This is a genomic window from Neorhizobium sp. T25_13 (genome assembly GCF_002968675.1).
Lineage (GTDB): Bacteria > Pseudomonadota > Alphaproteobacteria > Rhizobiales > Rhizobiaceae > Neorhizobium > Neorhizobium tomejilense.
On the sequence record NZ_PVBI01000006.1, the window covers coordinates 23915 to 47574 of the forward strand.

Genomic DNA, 23660 nt, shown 5'->3' on the forward strand with positions numbered 1-23660 from the left:
TGCTTATTCCACTCCATTGCTTTGTGCAAATCGAAGTGTAGACTCCCGCCACTTACCAAAAATGGAGGAGCATACCCATGCGTGAGATCGGGCATTTCATCGGCGGCAAGCATGTCGCCGGCACCAGCGGCCGCGCGGCTGACGTCTTCAATCCGGCAACCGGCGAAGTCCAGGCGAAGGTTTCGCTCGCCAGCGTTTCGGAGATCCGCGCTGCCGTCGAAAACGCCAAGCAGGCCCAGCCGAAATGGGCTGCCACCAACCCGCAGCGCCGCGCCCGCGTGTTCATGAAATTCGTCGACCTGCTCAACCAGAACATGGACGAGCTCGCCGAAATGCTGTCCCGCGAACACGGCAAGACGATCGAGGATTCCAAGGGCGACGTCATCCGCGGCCTGGAAGTCTGCGAATTCGTGATCGGCATCCCGCACCTGTCGAAGGGCGAGTTTACCGAAGGCGCCGGTCCGCAGATCGACATGTATTCGATGCGCCAGCCGGTCGGCATCGGCGCCGGCATCACCCCGTTCAACTTCCCGGGCATGATCCCGATGTGGATGTTCGCGCCGGCGATTGCATGCGGCAATGCCTTCATCCTGAAGCCGTCCGAGCGCGATCCGTCCCTGCCGATCCGCCTTGCCGAACTGATGATCGAAGCGGGCCTGCCTGCCGGCATCCTCAACGTCGTCAACGGCGACAAGGCGGCCGTCGACGCGATCCTTACCGATCCGGATATCGGCGCCATCTCCTTCGTCGGCTCGACCCCGATCGCCCGTTACGTCTATGGCACGGCTGCCATGAACGGCAAGCGCGCCCAGTGCTTCGGCGGTGCCAAGAACCACATGATCATCATGCCGGATGCCGATCTCGACCAGGCCGTCAACGCGCTGATGGGCGCCGGCTACGGTTCGGCCGGCGAGCGCTGCATGGCAGTTTCGGTTGCCGTCCCGGTCGGCGAGGAAACCGCCAACCGTCTCGTCGAAAAGCTGATCCCGAAGATCGAGTCCCTGCGTATCGGTCCCTATACGGACGACAAGGCCGACATGGGCCCGGTCGTCACCAAGGAAGCGCATGCCCGCATCAACGGCCTGATCGACCGCGGCGTCGAGGAAGGCGCAAAGCTTCTGGTCGATGGCCGCGGTTTCAAGCTGCAGGGTTACGAGAACGGCTATTTCGTCGGTGGCACGCTGTTCGACCACGTCACGCCCGAGATGGACATCTACAAGCAGGAAATCTTCGGTCCGGTCCTCTCGGTCGTCCGCGCCCACAACTATGAGGAAGCGCTCGATCTGCCGATGAAGCACGAATACGGCAACGGCGTTGCGATCTACACCCGCGACGGCGATGCCGCCCGCGATTTTGCCAGCCGCATCAATATCGGCATGATCGGCATCAACGTGCCGATCCCGGTTCCGCTTGCCTACCACTCCTTCGGCGGCTGGAAGGCTTCGAGCTTCGGCGATCTCAACCAGCATGGTACGGATTCGATCAAGTTCTGGACCAAGACCAAGACGATCACCGCCCGCTGGCCGTCCGGCATCAAGGACGGTGCCGAATTCGTCATGCCGACGATGAAGTAAACCGACAATCAGGACAGAGCATCAGGCGGGCCTCTTCGGAGGCCCGTTTTATTTTGGCGGTTGAAAGCTTCGTCGCGATGTAGAGCAGTGATTGAAATGGCATGTCGCGGCCTTACAATGAGGCGAAGAATCGGGCAGGCGGCCGTCTCGACGGTATTCGGCAAGGGGACACGACATCATGGCAATGGCAGAGACGGCGCCTCGGGCGGCGGAAGGACAGTCTTTTGAACGCGCATCCTTCACCGGCAGCGCCAGCGAATATTTCGGCATCTGGATCGTCAACGTTCTGCTGACGATCATCACCCTCAGCATTTATTCGGCCTGGGCGAAGGTGCGGCGCATGCGATATTTCTACGGCAATACGGTCGTTCTCGACCGCGCCTTCGAATATCACGCGACCGGCAAGCAGATCTTTATCGGCCGGCTGATCGTCACCGCGTTCGTGATCGTGCTCAACATCGGCACGGCGATCTTTCCGCCAGTCGGCATCGTGACCCCGATCCTGATCCTGATCGCTCTGCCGTGGCTCATCAAGCGCAGCCTGCGCTTCAACGCCCGGGTGACGAGCTATCGCAACGTGCGTTTCGATTTCGTCGGCACGGCAGGCGGCGCCTTCGTTGCGATCATGCTCGGCAGCTTGGTAGCCTTCATTTCCTTCGGCATCCTGGCGCCGCTTGCGAGCCGCTGGACCTGGCGATACCTCTTCAACAATCTGCGTTACGGCGACCGGCCGTTTTCCAGCGACCCTCAGCTTGGCCGGCTTTATGGCGTCTGGATCCTGCCGGCATTGATCGTGTTCCTGGGCAGCATCATCTTCGGGTTCATTGCCTTCATCGCGATCATGGGTGCCGCGACCGTCATGCGCGAGAGCGCCGAATTGACGAACACGCAGATGACCGTGCTGAGCATCGTCGGTCTCTACGCCGGTCTCTTCATCTATTTCATCCTCTACGGTATTGCTGGTCTCTTCTACCGGGCGGGTGCGCGCAACGTCGCCTGGTCGGCGGCGGAGCTCGACGGCCGCCATCAGCTGGTCAGCGACATCTCCCGGCCGCGTTATGCCTGGATCGCAATCAGCAATGTGATCGTCACCGTGCTGACGCTCGGGCTGATGCGCCCCTGGGCGGCGGTCCGGATGGCGCGGTATGTCAACGAACACACCGGTATCCGCATCAACGGCGATCCGGGCGAGATCCTCTCCTCGATCGAGGCGAGCGGTGCTGCGATCAGCGCCGAATACATGGATATGGAAGGGTTCGACTTTGGTTTCTGACGGAACGGTCATCGCCAAAGGCGAATGGCATCCAGCCAATTCCAGCCGCGCAATCGAGGCCGTCCTGCGCGAGGACGGCACTCTCCTCGTCGCAGCGGAAGAGGGGCGGGTCCTCGCATCGGCTGTGCCGGAGCGGGCCGAGATCAGCGCGCGGGTCGGCTCGATCCCGCGGCGGGTGGGTTTCCCGGACGGTTCCGTGTTCGAGACGCGCGACAACGACGGGATCGACACCTATCTCCACGGCAAGCGCGGCGCCGGAAGCGGCTTGATCCACCGGCTGGAGCAGTTCCATCCGCGACTGATCGTCATGACGATCGCCGTCATCCTGCTTGCCGTCTCGATCTATCGGTTTGCAGTCCCCGTGCTGGTCGAGGTCGCCGTCCTGGTAACGCCGCCCTTCGTGCCGGAACTGATCGGCTCCGGCACGCTGGCATCCCTCGATCGGACGATCCTGAAACCGTCGGAATTGCCGGAAGGCGACCGGCAGGCGATCTCCGAGGGCTTCTCGAAACTCGCCGTCCATTCGAAGGGCGGGCAAAAGGCCTATCAGCTCTACTTCCGGGATGGCGGGGTGATCGGCCCGAACGCCTTCGCGCTGCCGGACGGCAGCCTGATCCTTACCGATGATCTGGTGAAGCTTTCCAATGGCGACCGGGAGATGATCCTTGGCGTGCTCGGCCACGAGATCGCCCACGTCGAAGGCGAGCACAGCCTGCGGCAGCTCTACCGCGCCGCAGGCGTCGCCGCGCTGGTCATGCTGATTGCCGGCGATGTCGGCTCGGGCGTCGAGGATATCCTCACGCAGGGCGGCGCACTGGTGGCACTGTCCTATTCCCGGGCCGCGGAAGCGGAGGCCGACCGCAGGTCTGTCGAGCTGATGCGGGCGGCCGGCTACGATCCGGCAGCACTGGCGCGCTTCTTCGCAATCCTTGAGGACAAGCTTGGAGATCATGAGGATGCAAGCATTCTCTCGAGCCATCCGGGCACGCCGCAGCGCCAGCAGGACATCCGCAATTATGCCGCCGAGCTGGAAGGTAGGCTTCAGGCAAGGTAGCCGTGATCGATAGCCTCCATTGACGTTTCCGCAGACTATTCTAATTTAGCCCGCGGAGTAGGAGTGGGGATGTATGTCCATGGTGTACGAGTGGGATGCGAAGCGCGCCCGCCGCGCGTATCTGGCGAAGATCGGCCTTAGCCTGCTGGCTGCAATGGTGATGGTCGCCGTCCCGGCCTGGATGGCGATCGCGATAACCAGTTGATGCGAGCCGGAACTTTTTCCGGCGAATCGCCGCGGATCCGGAATGGCGATCCGAGGTTGTGGAAAATCGACTCATAATTCGGCGGTCCGTCGTTTCGGCGGGCTGCAAAAGCAAGGTCTTCCCGGGAGAGCCCGCCGGGTTGTCTGCCTATGCCTCCTGATCTAGCTTGTACCTCGGCCTTCCGGGTCTCCGTGTGTGTGGACGAACAATTCGTCGCTTGAATTCCGCGCCGATGAAGACAAGCTGGCGCAGCGCGAAAACTTGATGACAATTTTCTTATTTTGGAATTGTTCAAAACTAGCGGAGCCTTTATATAGGGCGGGTACCAGTCTCGGGAGACCAGCATGCGCTTGACCAAACAGACGAATTACGCAGTACGGATGCTGATGTATTGTGCCGCCAACGACGGCCACCTCAGCCGCATCCCCGAGATTGCAAGAGCATACGGCGTTTCCGAACTCTTCCTCTTCAAGATCCTCCAGCCGCTCACGAAGGCCGGCCTGGTGGAAACCGTGCGCGGTCGCAACGGTGGCGTAAGGCTTGGCCGGGCTGCCGATCGCATCACTCTTTTCGATGTCATCAAGGTGACTGAAGACAGCTTTGCCATGGCGGAGTGCTTCGAAGAGGGCGTTGCGGAATGCCCGCTTGTTGACAGCTGCGGCCTGAACGCTGCGCTTCGCAAGGCGCTCAACGCTTTCTTCGACGTGCTCGCCGAATACACGATCGACGACCTCGTCAAGGCGCGTCCGCAGATCAATTTCCTGCTGGGCATCGATATGCTGCATCTGCCGAAGGCCATCCCGAAGGTCATCGCGCCGGCCGCTTGATCCTGCCCGTTCCTGCTTCTTGAAGGCGCCGCCGTTGAGGCTGGCGCCTTTTTGCTACCCCCCCCGTATGCGGCAGAAGAGGTTGACCCCGCGCGCATTTGCAATAGAAGGGGACTAGGCGTTTTCTGGCTTTTGTCAGTTTTCCTTCCTGTGGCGCCTTCAGGATCAAGCCATGCCCCTTTCGGAATTGCGCACCTTCGCGCTGACTGCGCTGATCGGCACTGCCGGTGCGCTGATCGCAATTCTCATTGCCTTTCCGGCTCCTTACCTCATCGGTCCGGCAATCGCGATCACCGTTGCAGGGCTTGCCGGGTTGAACCTGGCGGTGCCGGCGCAGGTCCGCAACGTTTGTTTCATCGTCGTCGGCGTGTCGATGGGGGCGACTGTCACGCCGGAGGTGATCGTCGCGGCGCGCACCTGGCCTCTGAGTTTCGTCATGGTACTCGTGGCAGTCGCGATCCTGCTTTATGCAAGCTCGTGGGTGCTGCAGCGGTTCTTCCACTATGACCGGATCACCGCGCTTCTCGCCTCTTCCCCCGGCCATCTGAGTTACGTGCTCAGCCTCGCCGCCGAAACCCGCTGCGACCTGCGTGCCGTCAGTGTCGGCCAGAGCGTGCGCGTGCTGGCACTGACGATCACGGTGCCGTTGATCGTGGAAGTCTTCGATCTCGTCGGCGCCGACCCGGGTCTCGCGCCTCTGGCGATGAGCGCGCCCGTTCTCCTGGTCATGCTCGCGGTCTCAGTGCTGTTCGGCTTGCTGTTCACGCGCTGGAATTTTCCGGCAGCCCTGCTGCTCGGCGGCGTCGTGGTGTCGATCGCCACGCACGTGACGGGGTTCGTCAGCGGCGGCGTTCCGGACTGGCTGCTGGTTCCGACCTACGTCATCCTCGGTTCGGTGATCGGCACGCGCTTCTGCGGTGTGTCGATCACCGATTTGCGCACCGCTTTCGTGGCCGGCGGCGTGGTGACCGTGGTCGTCATCGTTCTTGCGGCGGCGATTGCCGGCGGGGTTTCATATTTGACCGGCGTGCCGCTCGACGCGGCGCTGATCGCCTTTGCGCCGGGTGGGCTCGAAACGATGTCGGCGATGGCTGTCATGCTGCATGCCGACCCCACCTATGTCGGCGCCCACCACGTGTTGCGGCTGATGTTCCTGTCGGTGCTGATGCCAATCGTGCTCGGCAAGGACGCCCGGCAGCGTTGAGCGTCAGTTGACGAGGCGCACGGACGTAATCTCGGAGCCGCTTCCACCGGCAGCGCCCGTATAGGGTTCGATCTTCCAGTTGGACGAGTTCATGATCATGGTATTGACCACCAGCGTGATGAGGTTCGTCTGGTTCGTCGTCGAATTGTAGGTGACGTCGCGGTTCGGAAGATGGATCACGCCCTTGAGCGTTTCGCCATTGGAACCGTTGAAGATGTATTGCTGCTTGCGGGCATTGTTGGCGGTATCGCTGGTCTTTTCGAACATCAGGATGCCCTTGTAGGTGCCGCTGGTCGGCGCCGACGCCGTGAAGCTCAAGTTGCCGTTGGCGCGGATTTCGCTGTCGGTGTCGGGAAAATAGAAGGTCACGCCCTCTGCGACGACCGTCGAACCGGAATTGATGATCATCCGGCCCTTGATGATATGGAGGCCGGGTTTGAACGTGATCTTGGGCGATCCGTTGAAGGTGGTGCCGCAATGGACGCCTGGAGCCATGTCCTGCACCGCTCCGTCCTTTGTGCCGCTGGTCGTGCAGGTGGAGGAGACGGTCGGCTCGGCAATGCTGCCGGCATAGGGATCTCCGGAAACCTTGCAGCCGGGCTTCAGGTTGCTGAGCGTCCCGCCGTTCTTGATATACTGGGTGCCGGCAACGCAGAAGCTGGCCGTATCGATCGTCGCCCCGCCGTTCATGATGAAGGCCGGGTTCTGGGTCGAACTGACCTCCACGCCGCATTTCTCCGACTGCACATTGGCGCCTGAATTGATCAGAACCGCCTGTGACGCGTTGCCGAGCACGTAGATGCATGCGCCTGAAGGCTTCGCATTCTTGTTCGCGATGGCGGTGGATCGGACCTTGACGTCAATGGTGTGGATACCGAGCAGGCCGAGGAAATTGGTGGGGACACCTTGGGCATAGGTACCCGTCAGGCTGCCGTCGCTATTCGCGGCAACGACAAGCGCGGTGTCGAGGTCGGTCTCCTCCGGAACCGTATCGGTCAGAAAGCGCAGCGCTTCCCGGCGCTGACTGGCGATATCAGGTTTTGCAACGGCGCTGAGCACAGCCGCATCGAGCGCACCCTGCAGCCGGCTGCGTTCGAAAGAGGCCTGGGTGAAATCAACCGCCCCGCCGGCGGTCGTCAGGAGGACCGGCAGCGCGAGAGCAGTCGCTATCGCAAAATTGCCGCCCGTATCGCGCAGGATGTGATAAACGCGAGGCGCAATAATATTGATGAGTCGCCGCATGATCGTGGATCTCGAGTTGGATTTGGAGGACGGAATTCGGTTGAAGGTGGGTCCTTTTATCGTAGTCTCTCTAAGGTTCCCGTAAGAGAATTGGAAAACCCGAGGTTAACTGCGATCTCCACAATTCGGCCTTGCCGCCTCCTGAACGCGTTATCAAATGGAAGTCAGTTATGCCCGCAATCGAACTCACGTCCCCTCTTGCCGTCGTCGTCATGGGTGTCAGCGGATCGGGGAAGACATCGGTGGGCGAGCACCTCGCCGCGCGTCTCGGCTGCGCTTTCGTCGAGGGTGACCGTCTGCATCCGGAGGCGAACGTCGCCAAGATGGCGAAGGGGATTCCGCTGACCGACGACGACCGCTGGCCATGGCTCGATCTGGTCGGCAACGAACTGGCCGAGGCGAGGGGGAGGGGCGAAAGCGTCGTGGTGTCGTGCTCGTCCTTGAAACAGACCTATCGGGACCGGTTGCGGCGGGAGAGCGGCGGCACGCTCTATTTTGTCTTCCTCACCGGCGACCCCAAGGTGCTTGAGCAACGGATGGGCGCGCGTACCGGCCATTTCATGCCGGCGTCACTGCTTCAGAGCCAGCTTGCAACCCTGGAAAGCCCGGAGCATGAGGCCGGAGTGGTAACTGTCGACATCGACGCAAGTGTCGATACCATTGTCGATAAGGCTTTCGATGGTATTACCGCGCTCACCGGAGCATAGATAATAGGATTTAAGCTCCCGTTTTCTTCGATGTTCTGTCTTGTGCATCGGCGTGGAAAGTATTCTAAAAATTACCGGCCTTCGTGATCCGATGCTCTTCGGGCGTCGTATAAACAAACAGTTTGTGTTCAAGCAATTCTGCCCTCGATTACCGGAAACCTCACCGGCAACGAAGGCAGCGGTTGGCAGGTGTTTGAGGAGACGGTTTGCGGATGCCAGATTCGACGCAAGGACCAGGGCGGGGTTCCCTTCGCCGGGTGCCGAAACAGGAGCGGAGCCGCGAGCGCATCGATGAAATCCTGAAAGTATCCATGGAACTGATCGGCCAGAAGGGCATCGACGCAGTGACCATGAAGGAGATAGCCGCCCTCTCCGGCGGGCCTATCGCATCGGTCTATCAGTACTTCCCCAACAAGTCCGCCATCATCGCCACGCTCTACGAGAGTTACGCCGAAGAGGTCCGTACCCTGGTGACGGAGCAGATCGGAAGGATCACCACGGCGGAAGAAGCTTTGCAGGCACCGGCCGAACTTTTCGATTTGTACTACTACAATATGCGGGAAAGGCCCGCGACCCAGGATCTCCTGAATGCCATCCAGGCGGACAAGGCGCTTGCGGACCTCGATATCGCCGAGACCCGCTTCCAGGCCGACGTCTTTTACAAGGCGACCGAACCTTTCGTTGAGCAGCCTCTTCGAGAAAGTTATGCCCAGACGCTCCTGGTGATGTTTCACATGGCAGGCGCCACCCTGCGGCTGGCTCTCATGATTCCGGAAGACGAAGCCGCCGGAACCGTGGCGCAGTTCAAGTCCATCGTTCGGGCGCAGGCGACCTACTACCTTACAGGCAGCTTCCCGGTCTCTCTGATCCCTTGATCAGATGCCGAGCCGGTCGCGCAACCCATACCACCAGGCGCCGAGCACGGTGAGCGGTACCCGGAAGGTGCGGCCGCCCGGGAAGGGCAGGTTGGGGAGCGACGACCAGATATCGAAGCGTTCCGCGTGGCCGGCGACCGCCTCGCCGAGAATCTTGCCGAGCAGATGGGTGGTGGTCACCCCGTGGCCGCTGTCGCCGTGCGAGAAATAGACCTTGTCCGACAGTTTCCCCATATGCGGGATACGCGTCAGGGTGAGCGCGAAGTTGCCGCTCCAGGCATAGTCGATCTTCACGTCCTTCAATTGCGGAAACGTCTTCAGCATATTGGGCCGGACAACGCCCGTAAGGTCGCTCGGGTCGTGGCCGCCGTAACCGATGCCGCCGCCGTAGAGCAGCCGGTTGTCCGCGGTGCGCCTGTAGTAGTCGAGGATGTAATTGGCGTCCTCGACGCAGTAATTGGCCGGCAGCAGGCTTTCGATCAGTGCCGCGTCGAGCGGTTCCGTCGCCATCACCTGGCTGGACACCGGCATCATCCGGCCGCTGATCTCCGGAAACTGCGGGGAGAGATAGGCATTGCCGCAGACGAGCACATACGAGGCCTTCACCGAACCCCTTTCCGTCCGCACCACCGGTTTTTCGCCCATATCGAGGCCGATCACGCGCGAGGCTTCGAAGATGCGTCCGCCAAGGCTTTCGAACGCCGAGGCTTCCCCAAGCACGAGGTTGAGGGGGTGGATGTGGCCGCCGAGCTTGTCGATCATGCCGCCGGCATATCGATCGGTCTTCACGTATTTGCCGACATCCGCCTTTGAGACCATCTCCAGCCCGCCATGGCCGTATCGTTCCCAATCGGCCTTGTGGTGCTCCATCTCGCGGATCTGCTTGTCCGTGAAGGCTGCGAAGAAGCCGCCATGCACCAGATCGCAGTCGATCCCGTATTTCGCGACGCGGCTACGGATGATCTCGCCGCCTTCGAGCGACATGGCGCCGAGCTTCACCGCCTTGTCGCGGCCATAACGGCCGGCGATGGTTTCGAGATCACGGCTGTAGCCGTTGACGATCTGACCGCCATTGCGGCCCGATGCGCCGAAGCCGATGCGTTCCGCTTCCAGCACCACGACGGAATATCCGCGCTCGGCCAGTTCGAGCGCCGCCGAGATGCCGGTGAAGCCGGCACCGATAACGCAGACATTCGCTTCTATCGCCCCGTCAAGGGCAGGGCGGACACGCTTGTCCTTTGCCGAAGCCGCGTACCACGAATTCGTGTGGCGGGGATTGTCGCTCGTCTTGCCCCGATCTCCGCTGGTCATAAAAGCCATCTCACACCGTCCGGATATAGGCGTCGCATTGGACGTCGGTCACGCGCAAGGCAAACTCCGACCGGCCCTGTTGCCGCAGGCCAACCCGCGCTTTTTAGGTAGAGCTAGGCGTTGAAGCGCTCCGGACGATAAGCCGAAATGTCGATCAATGTCTTCTGCCCCGTGATCGCCTCGGCAATCACCTGGCCGGTAACCGGGCCCAGCGTCAGGCCGTGATGCGCGTGACCGAAGGCGAACCACAGGCCGTCGTGGCGCGGCGCCTTGCCGATCACCGGCATCATGTCCGGCGTGCAGGGGCGGGCACCCATCCAGGGCTCTATGTCGAGCCGCTCTGCGAGCGGGAAGATGCTCCGCGCCACCGCTTCGGCGCGTTCCAGCTGAACAGGCGTTTTCGGCGCATCGCGGCGGGCGAATTCGGCGCCCGTCGTCAACCGGATGCCCTGGTTCATAGGGGCCAGGAAATAGCCGCGCTCCGCATCCATGGTCCAGCCGTTGAGCTTGGCATTGCCCTTGGCCGAATAGTGCATGTGGTAGCCGCGCTTGACGCCGACCAGGAAATTGTAACCGAGCGGTTTCGTAACCGTATCGGACCAGGGGCCGAGCGCCACCACGACATCCTTGGCTTCCACCGTGCCGTCGCCGGCGACGATCCTCCAGCCGGTCTTGGTCTGCGACAGGCTCTTGGCATCACCCTTCAGCACGCGGCCACCGAGCTTTTCGAACAGCGCGACATAGGCGCGGGTCAGCGCCAGCGGGTCCTTGACAGACCAAGGGTCTTCCCACCGCAGTCCGCCAACGAAATCGTTGGAAAGATTGGGTTCCTGCTCGGCGATATCGGCCGGCGAAAGTTCCTTGAAGGCGACGCCATACTCCTTGCGAAGCCGCTCGGCCTCGCCGATCTCGCCATCATGCTTGCCGCGGGTGCGGAACACCTCCGTCCAGCCGTTCTTGGCGATCAGATCCTGGGCTCCGGCTTCCTCGATCAGCTCGTTATGGGTCGCGATCGAATGCTCGATCAGCGGCGCGTAGGCGCGGGCGATCAGCTGATGGCGGGTCAGGTTGGAATGCCACCAGTATTTCGCCAGGAACGAGGTGACCGAGGGAATGGCTTTCCAGTGATAATGCGCATCGATGCGGTTGTTCAGGGCGTAGCGCAGGATCAGGCCGAACTGCTGAGGGAAGCCATAGGGCACGACGCCCTCGCGCTGGATCAGGCCGGCATTGCCATAGGAGGTCTCCATGCCGGGTTCTTTCCGGTCGACGAGCACCACCGATTTGCCGCGCCGGGCGAGCTGCAATGCCGTCGAAACGCCGACAATGCCGGCTCCCAGCACGATCGCATCTGCTGTCATGATCTGAATTCCATTTCCCAAGTCTTTTATCGTTCGAGGATCTCAACATGCCGCCCGGAATGCTGCGGCGCAAACGAAAAATCACGGTTGCTTATATGGATTCCCTATTTCTTCGTCCGCCGTATGCAATCGAAAGCCTATGCGGCCGTCGCTACCTTCTGGATCGTGCATCGGTTTCGATGCGGGCTCCGCGCGGACAATGCCGCGGGCCGATCCCAACAAGGAGTGACTGAAATGTTTGGTCGTCTGGGGAGCGTCTACTTCCTGCATCTTGCTGAAGCCAAAGCCCGGCAGCGCCGGCTGTCGCAGCCAAATCGCCCGGTCGATGCGAACCTCGGCGTTTTCCTGAGGCTCTTCGGCGTCATCGGCCTGGGCTTTTGCGCCGCGGGTCTTGTCTCCGTGATGGTGGCTTGAGGAGAAGCACGATGAGCAAGGCAATGTCGAAAGTCGAACCTCCCTCGCGTGGAGTGCGTTTCACGGTCGGCCGCGATGCCGGCGGCCGCTGGATTGTCTCCGACCGGGAAGGTCTCATCGGGGGCCTCTTCACCGACCGGGCGTCGGCGGTGCATTTCGCCATGTTCGAAAGCGATCATGAGCCTGGTGCCGTCTGCTGCGTGCCGGAAGACGTGACCTTGAGCCTGGGGCCAATTTTTGAGACCCCGGTCAGGGTCCCCAGGGCGATCGATCCCCGCATGAAGATCGTCGGACGGGGATGAGGAGAATGCCGATGTCCAGGGCCGTTCACCACATGCGCGGAGCTGTCTATCCGCGCTCCCGTAATTTCGGGAAGCCGGACCATCTGCGTGCATCGAGCATCATTCTCGGCATGCTCGCGGTGATGCTGATGGTGCTCGTTTTCGCCTATGCCATAACCTTTGCGGCCGCTTCCTGAGGGCAGCCGCCGCCGGAACGAGTGAAATTCCTATAGGATTTTTATTTCTTTCCTCTGCGCTCCGTCTCGAACCCCTATGCGGTCGCGCCGCATATTAACGCCCGGGAGATCGTGAAAGATCGTCTCCAAGCCGAAAGCCTCAAGGTGCCGTCTTTAAAGGATGGCACCCTTGTCCTGTCCGGCCTCGCCTTAACAACAGGAGTCCAGATCAATGTTGGACGTCATTCTACTCGGCACCGCAGTCGTCTTCTTCGGTCTCTGCTTTGCCTATACCCGCGCCTGCGACAGGCTTTGAAGGGAGAAACACCGATGATCCTCGATTATGTCCTGAGCGGTGCCGTGACCGTGTTCCTCACCGTCTACCTCACCTACGCTCTCATTCGCCCCGAACGCTTCTGAAAAAGAACGCTTTTGAAAAGAACTGGCGCTTCCAGCCAAGCAGCCGGGTATTGAAAGTTAACTCCAAATGACCCTCAACGGATGGCTTCAGATCCTGCTTTTTTGCGGGATCATCATCGCGCTCGTCAAACCGCTCGGCGGTTACATGACGCGTATCTTTTCAGGCGAGCGCACGTTTCTGTCACCCATCCTCGTTCCGATCGAGCGGGGACTGTATGCCATGGCCGGCACCAGCGAACGCGAAGAACAGCATTGGACTTCCTATGCTGTCTCGCTGCTGATGTTCAACCTCTTCGGCGTTGTCGTGCTTTACGCGATAATGCGCCTGCAGGCCGGCATGCCTTATAATCCGGCGGGCATGGGTGCCGTTCCGCCCGAGCTTTCCTTCAACACCGCTGTCAGTTTCGTCAGCAATACCAACTGGCAGAACTATGGCGGCGAAAGCACCATGTCGTATCTCACCCAGATGGTCGGCCTCAACGTGCAGAACTTCCTGTCCGCCGCGACCGGCATGGCGATCGCCGTCGGTCTGATCCGCGCTTTTTCGCGCGCATCGGGTAAGGCGATCGGCAATTTCTGGGTCGATATGACCCGCGCCATACTCTATATCCTGCTGCCGATCTGCATCGTGCTGACGCTGGTTTACGTCTATCTCGGCGTGCCGCAGACGCTCGGGCCTTATGTCGAGGCGACGACGCTGGAAGGCGCCAAGCAGACCATCGCGCTGGGCCCGGTCGCCTCGCAGCTTGCCATCAAGATGCTCGGCACCAACGGCGGCGGTTTCTTCAACGCCAACTCCGCCCATCCGTTCGAAAACCCGAATGCGATCTCCAACCTCATCCAGATGCTGTCGATCTTCGCGATCGGTGCTGCCTTCACCAACGTCTTCGGCCGCATGGTCGGCAACCAGCGCCAGGGCTGGGCGATCCTCGCCTCGATGGGCATCCTGTTCATCGCCGGCGTCGGCATCACCTACTGGGCGGAAGCGGCAGGAAATCCGCTGATGCATGCCTTCGGTCTTGAAGGCGGCAACATGGAAGGCAAGGAAGCCCGCTTCGGCATCACCTTGTCGTCGCTGTTTGCGGTCATCACTACGGCGGCCTCCTGCGGCGCGGTCAATGCCATGCACGGCTCGTTCACGGCACTCGGCGGCCTGATCCCGCTCATCAACATGCAGCTCGGCGAAGTCATCGTCGGCGGCGTCGGCGCGGGTTTCTACGGCATCATCCTCTTCATCATCGTCGCAGTCTTCGTGGCAGGCCTCATGGTCGGCCGCACGCCGGAATATCTCGGCAAGAAGATCGAGGCGAAGGAAATGAAGATGGCCGTGCTCGCCATTCTCTGCCTGCCGCTCGCCATGCTGATCTTCACCGCGATCGCCACGGTCCTGCCGTCCGCCGTCGCCTCGATCGGCACGGCCGGCCCGCACGGCTTCTCCGAAATCCTCTACGCCTATACGTCGGCTGCGGCCAACAACGGCTCGGCTTTCGGCGGACTGACGGGCAATACGCCCTGGTACAACGTGACGCTCGGGCTCGGCATGCTGATGGGCCGCTTCCTGGTCATCATTCCGGCGCTCGCCATCGCAGGCTCGCTGGTCGCCAAGAAGACGGTTCCGGCCTCGGCAGGCACCTTCCCGACAGATGGCCCGCTCTTCGTCGGCCTGCTGGTCGGCACGATCCTGATCGTCGGCGGCCTCACCTTCATGCCGGCCCTGGCGCTCGGCCCGGTCGTCGAACACCTGGTCATGATCGCCGGCCAGACGTTTTGAGGCAGCGCCATGTCGCTCATCCGGCCACGGTGGTGCGAGGAGCCCCTCCCCCTTGTGGGGAGGGGTTGGGGAGGGGCTTCGCTCCACATCAAAACCCCCTCCCGCCTGCCGGCCACCCTCCCCACAAGGGGGAGGGTTACGAATGCCGCGCCGCCTCGGCACCATCGAATTGTTTCGCAAACATCCTTTCAAAGCTGGAGTCTCTTATGAGCCAGGCAAAATCCGCGAGTATCATGGATACTCGCATCCTCATTCCGGCCGCAGGCGATGCTTTCAAGAAGCTCAACCCGCGGACCCTTGCCCGCAACCCGGTCATGTTCGTCGTGGCCACGGTCTCGGTCCTGACGACCGTCCTCTTCCTCCGCGACCTCGCGGCGGGCAACGGCAATCTCGGCTTTTCCTTCCAGATCAATCTCTGGCTCTGGTTCACCGTGCTGTTTGCCAACTTCGCCGAAGCGGTCGCTGAAGGCCGCGGCAAGGCGCAGGCGGATTCGCTGCGCAAGGCCCGCACCGAAACCCAGGCCAAGCTGCTCTCGGGCAGTGATCGCACCCAGTACAAGATGGTCGCCGGTACGAGCCTTAAGGTCGGTGACGTCGTGCTCGTCGAACCGGGCGACATCATCCCCTCGGATGGTGAAGTCATCGAGGGTGTCGCCTCTGTGAACGAAGCGGCGATCACCGGCGAATCCGCGCCCGTCATCCGTGAATCCGGCGGCGACCGCTCGGCCGTGACAGGCGGGACGCAAGTCCTGTCGGACTGGATCCGCGTCCGTATCACGGCCGCCGCCGGCTCGACCTTCCTCGACCGGATGATCTCGCTCGTCGAGGGTGCCGAGCGCCAGAAGACGCCGAACGAGATCGCCCTCAACATCCTTCTCGCCGGCATGACGCTGATCTTCGTGCTCGCCACGGCGACAATCCCGAGCTTCGCGATCTATGCCGGCGGCTCGATCCCGATCATCATCCTCGTCGCGCTGTTCGTGACGCTGATCCCGACCACGATCGGCGCGCTGCTGTCGGCGATCGGCATTGCCGGCATGGACCGCCTCGTCCGCTTCAACGTGCTCGCCATGTCCGGCCGCGCCGTGGAGGCCGCCGGCGACGTCGATACGCTGCTGCTCGACAAGACCGGCACGATCACGCTCGGCAACCGCCAGGCCACTTCGTTTCGCCCGGTCCGCGGCGTCTCCGAACAGGATCTCGCCGATGCCGCCCAGCTCGCTTCGCTTGCCGACGAGACGCCGGAAGGCCGCTCCATCGTCGTGCTTGCCAAGGAAAAGTACGCGATCCGCGGCCGTGATATGGCGAGCCTCAAGGCAACTTTCGTCCCCTTCACCGCCCAGACCCGCATGAGCGGCGTCGATCTCGAAGGCTCCCAGATCCGCAAGGGCGCTGTCGATGCGGTGCTCGCCTATGTCGGCTCGGGCACGATGCCGGTCTCCGGCAATGCGGCAATCGCCGCCAGCCCGCAATCCGATATCGTGCGCGAACTGCAGGCGATCGCCGACGAAATCGCCAAGGCCGGCGGTACGCCGCTCGCCGTTGCCCGTGACGGCAAGCTGCTCGGCGTCGTGCAGCTGAAGGACATCGTCAAGGGCGGCATCCGCGAGCGTTTTGCCGAACTGCGCCGCATGGGCATCCGCACCGTGATGATCACCGGCGACAACCCGATGACCGCGGCGGCGATTGCCGCCGAAGCTGGCGTCGACGATTTCCTTGCCCAAGCGACCCCGGAGAACAAGCTGACGCTGATCCGCGAGGAACAGGCCAAGGGCAAGCTCGTCGCCATGTGCGGCGACGGCACCAACGATGCGCCGGCGCTCGCCCAGGCCGATGTCGGCGTCGCCATGAACACCGGCACGGTCGCCGCCCGCGAGGCGGGCAACATGGTCGATCTCGACAGCGATCCGACCAAGCTTATCGAGATCGTCGAGATCGGCAAGCAGCTGCTGATGACCCGTGGCGCTCTGACGACCTTCTCGATCGCCAACGACATCGCCAAGTATTTCGCCATCATCCCGGCGATGTTCCTGACCTTCTACCCGCAGCTCGGCGTGCTGAACATCATGGGGCTGGCCACGCCGCAAAGCGCCATCCTGTCGGCGATCATCTTCAATGCACTGATCATCATCGCGCTGATCCCGCTGTCGCTGAAGGGCGTCAAATACCGCGCCATCGGCGCCGGGGCGCTGCTTTCCCGCAACCTGCTCGTCTATGGTCTCGGCGGCATCCTCGTTCCCTTCATCGGCATCAAGGCGATCGACATGATCATCACCGCGATCGGTCTCGCTTAAGGAGAAATGACAATGTTCAAGCAACTTCGCCCTGCGATCGTTTTGATCGTCGCCACCACGGCCATTACCGGCCTGATCTACCCCTTCGCCATGACCGGCATTGCCCAGGCCATCTTTCCGGTCCAGGCAAATGGCAGCCTGATCGAGAAGGACGGAACCGTTGTCGGCTCGGCCCTGATCGGCCAGGCATTCACCGGCGACCAGTATTTCCATGGTCGCCCGTCGGCCGCCGGCGACGGCTACAACGCCGCCTCGTCCTCCGGCTCCAACCTCGGCCCGACCAGCGCCAAGCTGATCGACCGGGTGAAGACGGACTACGAAGCCGCGAAGGCCACCAACCCGAACGCGGACGTGCCGATCGACCTCGTCACCGCATCCGGCAGCGGCCTCGACCCGCATGTCTCGCCGGAAGCCGCCTACTTCCAGGTGCCGCGCGTCGCCAAGGCACGGCAAATGGACGAGGCAGCGGTTCGCGCGCTTGTGGACCAGTATGTCGAAAGCCGCGAACTCGGGTTCCTCGGCGAACCTGTGGTCAATGTGCTTGCGTTGAATATGGCGCTTGATGCTCCTATGACTCGGTGAAGGGACGGAGCACCCCCTCATCCGCCTGCCGGCACCTTCTCCCCGAGGGGAGAAGATATATGCCGCGGCGTCGCCGTTCCTCCTCTCCCCTTGGGGAGAGGGTGGCCGAGCAAAGCGGAGGCCGGGTGAGGGGGCTGCACTCCGCCATTAGGAAAGACCAAGCATGCCCGACGACAGTCGCGAGAGTGAAAACAGACCTTCGCCGGATGCGCTTCTGGAGCATGCCGAGCGTGAGGCGCGCGGGCGGCTGAAGATTTTTCTGGGGGCGGCGCCCGGCGTCGGCAAGACCTACGAGATGCTGATGTCCGGCCGCGCCCGGAAAGTCGATGGTCTCGACGTGGTGATCGGCGTGGTCGAAACCCACGGCCGCCAGGAAACCGAGGCGCTGGTCGAGGGCTTCGAGATCGTGCCCCGCAAGGCGATCGACTATCGCGGCCAGCAGCTCGATGAAATGGACCTCGACGCCATTCTCGCGCGCCGTCCGGCTCTGGTCCTGGTCGACGAACTTGCCCATACCAACGCCGCCGGCAGCCGCCATCCGAAACGCTACATGGATGTGCAGGAAATCCTCGGCCAAGGTATCGACGTCTATTCGACGCTTAACATCCAGCATGTCGAGAGCCTGAACGACGTGGTGGCACAGATCACCCGTGTCCGGGTACGCGAGACGGTGCCGGACAGCATCATCGACCGGGCCGACGACGTCGAGATCATCGACATCACCCCCGACGACCTCATCAAGCGGCTGAACGACGGCAAGGTCTATGTGCCGCAGACGGCGCGGCGTGCCATCGAGAACTACTTTTCCCCCGGCAATCTGACGGCACTGCGCGAACTGGCGCTGCGCCGCACCGCTCAGCGGGTTGACGAGCAGCTTTTGAACCATATGCAGGCGCATGCCATTTCCGGCCCCTGGGCGGCCGGCGATCGGGTGCTTGTCTGCCTCGACCACGGCAGGAACGGCGCCAGCCTGGTGCGGTACGCGCGCCGCCAGGCCGATCGCCTGCGGGCGCCATGGGCGGCGCTGCATCTCGAAACGCCGCAGTCGGTCAATCTGCCCGAACAGGACAAGGACCGGCTGGCGGCCAACATGCGGCTGGCCGAACAGCTCGGCGGCGAGACCGTGACGCTGCCGGCGCTGCAGCCGTCGCGCGAGATAATCGCTTATGCCAACGCCAACAACTTCACCCATATCGTCGTCGGACGCCCGGCCAGGCCGCGCTGGCAGCAGATCTTGCAGGGGTCGGTCACCTATGACCTGATCCGTTACGCGGGCGATATCAGCGTCCATGTCATCTCCGGCGACACCAAGGAAGGCGAACCGAAACGCGGCCTGAAGGCGGCGCAGCTGCCCAAGGCCTTCCGCTTCAAGCCCTACGTCAAGAGTACGATCTTCGTGGCTCTCGCGATCATCGCCGGTGCCGCGCTCGACCAGACGCTCGACGTCCGCAACCTTGCCCTCGTTTTCCTGATGGCGGTGCTGGCGGCAGCGGTGCGCGGCGGGCTGGGACCGGGCCTATTCGCCTCCGTGGCTGGCGCGCTCTCCTTCAATTTCTTTTTTCTCGAGCCGCGCTACACGTTTACGGTCCGGGATCCGGAAAGCCTGGTGGCGCTGCTCTTTTATCTTGGCGTTGCGGTCGTCGCTTCCAACCTGACGGCGGCCGTCCAGCGCCAGGCTGCCGCCGCCCGTCAGAGAGCGCGCACCACCGAAGACCTTTACCTCTTCTCGAAAAAGCTCGCCGGCACCGGCACGCTTGACGACGTGCTCTGGGCGACCGCCTTCCAGATAGCCTCGATGTTGAAGGTCCGGGTGGTCATCCTGCTGCCGGAAAACGGCTCGATCGCCGTCAAGGCCGGTTACCCGCCGGACGACACGTTGGTGGATGCCGATATCGCCGCCGCCAAATGGGCCTGGGAGCACAATCGCCCGGCCGGCCGTGCCGCCGATACGCTTCCGGGGGCCAAACGCCTTTACCTGCCGATGCGCACTGGCCGCGAAGCGGTCGGCGTCATCGGCCTCGACAACGACAAGCAGGGGCCGTTGCTGACACCCGAACAGCAGCGGCTTTTCGACGCGCTGGCCGATCAGGCGGCGTTGGCGATCGAGCGCATCCAGCTCGTATCGGATGTCGACAAGGCCAAGCTCGCCGCCGAGACCGACCGCCTGCGCACCGCGCTGCTCACATCCATCTCGCATGACCTGAAGACGCCGCTCGCCGCGATCATGGGGTCGGCCGGCACGCTCAAGGATTTCGGCGCCGATATCCCCGAAGAAGCGCGCGCCGAACTGCTGACCAGCGTCGTCGACGAGTCGGAGCGGCTGAACCGCTTCATTTCCAACCTGCTCGACATGACCCGCATCGGTTCCGGCGCCATGGAGCCGAACTATGCCTTCCATTTCGCCGGCGATATCGTCGGCACGGCGTTGAGCCGGGCGGCGAAGATCGCCAACCGGCACAGGCTCAACGTCAACATTCCGGCGGACTTGCCGATGCTCAAGGTCGATCCGGTCCTGTTCGAACAGGTCCTGTTCAACCTCATCGACAATGCCGCCAAGTACGCTCCCGACGAGACCGTCATCGACATCCGCGGTTGGCAGGATGGCGATTCAGTTCTTATCTCGGTGATGGATGAAGGACCGGGCATCCCGCGCGACGATCTGGAGCGCATCTTCGACAGTTTCTACCGGGTTCGGAAAGGTGACCATGTGCGGGCCGGCACCGGGCTTGGTCTTTCCATATGCCGCGGCTTCATCGAGGCCATGGGCGGCACGATCAGGGCCGCCAACCGCTCCGATCGTGCCGGTGCGATCTTTACGATCCGCATGCCGGTGCCGGCCGAAATGCCCATTCTGGGAGAACAGGAATGACCAATACCGCCGTGCGCGTCCTGATCGTCGATGACGAGCCCCCGATCCGCAAGCTCTTGCGCGTCGGCCTCTCCACCCAGGACTACGCCGTCAGCGAGGCGATGAATGCCCGGGTCGCGATCGATCTCGTCAAGTCCGAGAAGCCGGACCTGATCATTCTCGATCTCGGCCTGCCGGATATGGCGGGCCACGATCTGCTCGCCAGATGGCGCGGCGAGGGGCTCGATCTGCCGATCGTCATCCTGTCGAGCCGCACCGATGAGGCTGGCATCGTCAAGGCGCTCGAACTCGGCGCCGACGACTATGTGACCAAGCCCTTCGGCATGAACGAACTTGTCGCCCGCATCCGCGTGGCGCTTCGCCACCGGCTCCAGACCCAGGGCGAAAAACCGATCTTCCAGACCGGCGAGCTTTCGGTCGACCTCGTCAAGCGCATCGTCAAGGTGGCGGACAAGGAGGTCAAGCTGTCGCCCAAGGAATACGATATCCTGCGTATCCTGGTGCAGCATGCGGGCAAGGTCCTCACCCATCGTTTCCTTCTCGAACACGTATGGGACGGTCTGACCGACGTGCAGTACCTGCGCGTCTACGTGCGCCAGCTTCGCCAGAAGATCGAAAAGGCGCCGGACCAGCCGCAATACATCCTGACCGAGACCGGCGTCGGTTATCGGCTGCAGGAAGGCCAGTAGGCCAAGACCCGATCAATGGACATGACCCATGAAACTGCGTGACTACCTCCTGCCGGAGAACATCGTGTTCGATCTGGCGCCGCCGTCCAAGGCGATCCTGATCAAGCAGCTTTCCAGGCTCGCCGCCGAGCGGCTGGCGCTGGATGCCGGCGATCTCGCCCGGGTGCTGACCAATCGGGAAAATCTGGGATCGACCGGCATCGGCGCCGGAATTGCCATCCCGCATGCGGGCATCAGCGGCATCGATCGGCATTTCTGCCTGTTCGCCCGGCTTGCAGATCCGATCGATTTCGACGCGGTAGACGACGAACCGGTCGATCTCGTGTTCCTGCTCCTCACGCCGGAAGGCCGCCCGGACCACCTGAATGTCCTCGCCTGTATCGCGCGCTGCGTGCGCGATGAGGAGACTGCTGCAGCCATACGTCGTGGAACGACGCCGCAGGATGTCTATTCGCGGCTCTGCCCCGTAAATGCATGATTAAAATGCAGGTATGTTGGCTTAGGCGAACGTAAACAACTTTTCCCTAACGTCCCTGGCTGGCGGATCGCGACTCCTGAGCCGCCCTATTGCGTCGGTTTGGGAGAGAGAGATGACTGGTGCAATCAAATACCTGCCGGCCAGGACGTTCGTTGCTGTCGCATTTGCCGTTTTCGGCTTTGTGGGGCTGATCGCGTGGGGAGAATATTCCAGTTGGAGATCCCAGGTCGCCGGCATCGAGGCGGGGCTGGCCCAGACAGCCAAGGCGCTGGTGCAACATGCCGACGATACGGTCGACATGGCGAGGTTTCCGCTGGCGGCCCTGGTCACCCGGATCGAGCAGGAACGCGACGTGGTGGACCTGCCGGCAAAGATCACCCAGGTGATGAAGCGCCAGGTCGACACCACTCCTTGGCTCGATGCCCTCGCTGTTTTCGATGCCGATGGCAGAATGGTCGCGACATCGTCTTCGATCGACGCCAGCGGCATGAATTTTTCGGACAGGGAGTATTTCGTATTCCACCAAGCCTCCGACATGCGGGAACCCGTATTGGGCAGGCCGTTGAAGAACAAGTTGAACGGTCAGTGGATATTGCCGGTCACGCAAAGGATCAGCAACCCGGACGGAAGTTTCGGCGGCGTTGCGCTGGCGGCATTCATCCTCACCGAATTGACCAACTTCTTTCAGGGCTTCAGCCTGGGCAGCGAGGGTTCGTTCCTGTTGGTTCGCCGCGACGGCGTCGTGCTGGCGCGTGCGCCATTCCTCCAGACGCTGCTGGGATCGAGCATCTCGTCCTACGATCTGTTCACGGACCATCTCCGCCAACGGCGTTCAGGCTCCTATCACTACATCTCCCCGATTGATGGCCTGCAACGCATAGGCGGCTTTTATCAGAGCGAGCGCAGCGGCCTGGTCGGGCTTGCTGCCGTATCCCAGTCCGAAGCGCTGGCGACCTGGATGAGGGGCGCGCGGATACGATGGGTCGCCTGCCTTATCCTGGTGGCGATCACCGGCTTCCTGGTCTGGCGCTGGCGGCGGCAGGTAATATTGCGGCGGGCGAGCGAAGCGCTGCTGGTGGCGCGCGAAGCGGAATTCCGCCTGCTTGCGGAAGGGTCAGCCGACCTGATCCAGCGCTTCAACGGCCACGGGATCAGGGAATACCTGTCGCCATCCGTCCGGGAGATATTCGGTGTCGACGCCGAAGCGATGCTTGGCACCCATATCCTTGAGAACCTGCATGAGGATGACCACGACGCCGTCAACCAGGTCATGACCCGGTTGCGGGAAGGGTCGCCCAGGGAAAACATGATCGTCCGCCGCAAGCGGGCCGACGGCAAGCAGATCTGGCTCGAAACCACGCTGAACAGGCTGCCGGGCGGCACCGGCGGCGACGATATCCGCATCGTGGCCGTCACACGCGACGTCACGCGCCAGAAGAACCTCCAGGAAGAACTGGACGCGCTCGCCAACACCGACGAGCTCACCCAACTCGCCAATCGCCGCTCGTTCAACATTCATTTCGAGGACATGGTGCTGCAGGCCGCACAACAGCGCACGCCGCTCTCCATTCTGATGATCGACGCGGACCGCTTCAAGTTCTTCAACGACACCTATGGCCACGCCGCCGGCGACGACTGTCTGCGTGCGGTTGCAAACGTCGTGCGCGGCTCGATTCGCCGGTCGAAGGATCTTGCCGCCCGTCATGGCGGCGAGGAATTCGCCGTCCTCCTGCCGGATACGAATGGTGCCGGTGCATTGAAGGCGGCGGAAAACATCCGCCAGCGCGTCGCCGGGCTTCATTTGCCGCATGAGAAGAACCTTCCCTGGGGTCATGTGACGATCAGCATCGGTACCGCGACCTTCTATCCCGCAGCGGGCGCCAAGCTGACGACTGCGGAACTGTTCGAGCGCGCCGACCATGCGCTTTACCGGGCGAAGAACAACGGCCGCAATCAGGTCGCGGCTGGCGGGGACGAGGCGATAAGGCCAACCCTCCGGTCGGAAATCAAGTCCGTCTGACCGCATGCCCGCGGTCACGGCCTCGTTACATCC

Annotated in this window: 22 protein-coding genes; 19 read left to right on the forward strand and 3 right to left on the reverse strand. The window is 62.3% G+C overall.

From position 1 onward, the window contains the following. Positions 1-77 precede the first annotated feature (77 nt). From C5J22_RS15270 to C5J22_RS15290, 6 genes are all read left to right on the forward strand, one after another. Positions 78-1574: a CoA-acylating methylmalonate-semialdehyde dehydrogenase gene (locus tag C5J22_RS15270; RefSeq protein ID WP_105438912.1), complete on the forward strand. Its 1497-nt coding sequence runs from the start codon at positions 78-80 to the stop codon at positions 1572-1574. 178 nt (positions 1575-1752) lie between these two features. Next, positions 1753-2847, forward strand: coding sequence for a YjgN family protein (locus C5J22_RS15275; RefSeq protein WP_105438913.1), 1095 nt, complete (start codon positions 1753-1755; stop codon positions 2845-2847). Beyond that, the gene (locus tag C5J22_RS15280; RefSeq protein WP_105438914.1) at positions 2837-3901 is read left to right on the forward strand and encodes a M48 family metallopeptidase; all 1065 of its coding nucleotides are present in this window, start codon (positions 2837-2839) and stop codon (positions 3899-3901) included. Before C5J22_RS15275 ends, C5J22_RS15280 begins: the two co-directional genes overlap by 11 nt. 73 nt (positions 3902-3974) lie before the next feature. Further along, positions 3975-4106, forward strand: a complete 132-nt coding sequence (locus C5J22_RS31915) for a hypothetical protein (protein ID WP_256386132.1) — start codon at positions 3975-3977, stop codon at positions 4104-4106. A gap of 344 nt (positions 4107-4450) precedes the next feature. Further along, positions 4451-4933, forward strand: a complete 483-nt coding sequence (gene rirA / locus C5J22_RS15285; RefSeq protein ID WP_105429265.1) for an iron-responsive transcriptional regulator RirA — start codon at positions 4451-4453, stop codon at positions 4931-4933. A gap of 172 nt (positions 4934-5105) precedes the next feature. Continuing rightward, entirely contained in the window at positions 5106-6137 is a 1032-nt protein-coding gene (locus C5J22_RS15290; protein WP_105438915.1) for an AbrB family transcriptional regulator, read from the forward strand. A gap of 3 nt (positions 6138-6140) precedes the next feature. Here the strand turns inward: C5J22_RS15290 and C5J22_RS15295 are convergent, their stop codons facing one another. Further along, a complete protein-coding gene (locus tag C5J22_RS15295; protein WP_105438916.1) occupies positions 6141-7379 on the reverse strand; it encodes a TadE/TadG family type IV pilus assembly protein in 1239 nt (412 codons plus the stop codon). 170 nt (positions 7380-7549) lie between these two features. Here C5J22_RS15295 and C5J22_RS15300 point away from each other — a divergent pair, with 170 nt between their 5' ends. Next, the gene (locus tag C5J22_RS15300) at positions 7550-8086 is read left to right on the forward strand and encodes a gluconokinase (RefSeq protein WP_105438917.1); all 537 of its coding nucleotides are present in this window, start codon (positions 7550-7552) and stop codon (positions 8084-8086) included. Between the two features lie 212 nt (positions 8087-8298). Then, entirely contained in the window at positions 8299-8961 is a 663-nt protein-coding gene (locus C5J22_RS15305) for a TetR/AcrR family transcriptional regulator (RefSeq protein WP_105438918.1), read from the forward strand. On the opposite strand, the gene C5J22_RS15310 is transcribed toward C5J22_RS15305, so the two are convergent. Beyond that, a complete protein-coding gene (locus C5J22_RS15310) occupies positions 8962-10272 on the reverse strand; it encodes an FAD-binding oxidoreductase (protein ID WP_172746663.1) in 1311 nt (436 codons plus the stop codon). It abuts the gene before it with no gap. Between the two features lie 113 nt (positions 10273-10385). Further along, a complete protein-coding gene (locus tag C5J22_RS15315; protein WP_105438920.1) occupies positions 10386-11633 on the reverse strand; it encodes an FAD-binding oxidoreductase in 1248 nt (415 codons plus the stop codon). 234 nt (positions 11634-11867) lie between these two features. Between C5J22_RS15315 and C5J22_RS31185 the strand changes: the two genes are divergently transcribed. The 11 genes from C5J22_RS31185 to C5J22_RS15365 all read left to right on the forward strand — a co-directional run bounded on the left by C5J22_RS31185 (position 11868) and on the right by C5J22_RS15365 (position 23627). Continuing rightward, positions 11868-12047 (forward strand): hypothetical protein, encoded by a 180-nt coding sequence (locus C5J22_RS31185; protein ID WP_172746638.1) that lies wholly within the window; start codon positions 11868-11870, stop codon positions 12045-12047. An 11-nt stretch (positions 12048-12058) separates the two neighbouring features. Next, positions 12059-12349 carry a hypothetical protein gene (locus C5J22_RS15325; protein WP_105438922.1) on the forward strand — a complete coding sequence of 97 codons (291 nt, stop codon included), beginning with the start codon at positions 12059-12061 and terminating at the stop codon, positions 12347-12349. Between the two features lie 11 nt (positions 12350-12360). Next, entirely contained in the window at positions 12361-12525 is a 165-nt protein-coding gene (locus tag C5J22_RS31190) for a hypothetical protein (protein ID WP_172746639.1), read from the forward strand. A gap of 309 nt (positions 12526-12834) precedes the next feature. Then, positions 12835-12924 carry a K(+)-transporting ATPase subunit F gene (locus C5J22_RS15330; protein ID WP_007760774.1) on the forward strand — a complete coding sequence of 30 codons (90 nt, stop codon included), beginning with the start codon at positions 12835-12837 and terminating at the stop codon, positions 12922-12924. Positions 12925-12991: 67 nt separating this feature from the next. Then, positions 12992-14695, forward strand: coding sequence for a potassium-transporting ATPase subunit KdpA (kdpA, locus tag C5J22_RS15335; RefSeq protein WP_105438923.1), 1704 nt, complete (start codon positions 12992-12994; stop codon positions 14693-14695). 206 nt (positions 14696-14901) lie between these two features. Next, positions 14902-16989, forward strand: a complete 2088-nt coding sequence (kdpB, locus tag C5J22_RS15340) for a potassium-transporting ATPase subunit KdpB (protein WP_046603310.1) — start codon at positions 14902-14904, stop codon at positions 16987-16989. A 12-nt stretch (positions 16990-17001) separates the two neighbouring features. After that, on the forward strand, positions 17002-17571 hold the full coding sequence (gene kdpC, locus C5J22_RS15345) for a potassium-transporting ATPase subunit KdpC (protein WP_105438924.1): 570 nt from the start codon (positions 17002-17004) through the stop codon (positions 17569-17571). Positions 17572-17734: 163 nt separating this feature from the next. Further along, positions 17735-20440, forward strand: a complete 2706-nt coding sequence (locus C5J22_RS15350; protein ID WP_105438925.1) for a sensor histidine kinase KdpD — start codon at positions 17735-17737, stop codon at positions 20438-20440. After that, complete coding sequence (locus C5J22_RS15355; RefSeq protein WP_105402142.1) at positions 20437-21129, forward strand: response regulator transcription factor; 693 nt, start codon at positions 20437-20439, stop codon at positions 21127-21129. The genes C5J22_RS15350 and C5J22_RS15355 overlap by 4 nt, the downstream gene beginning before the upstream one ends. 28 nt (positions 21130-21157) lie before the next feature. Further along, on the forward strand, positions 21158-21607 hold the full coding sequence (locus C5J22_RS15360; RefSeq protein WP_105438926.1) for a PTS sugar transporter subunit IIA: 450 nt from the start codon (positions 21158-21160) through the stop codon (positions 21605-21607). Between the two features lie 112 nt (positions 21608-21719). Beyond that, entirely contained in the window at positions 21720-23627 is a 1908-nt protein-coding gene (locus C5J22_RS15365) for a diguanylate cyclase (protein WP_105438927.1), read from the forward strand. The last annotated feature ends 33 nt before the right edge of the window (positions 23628-23660 follow it).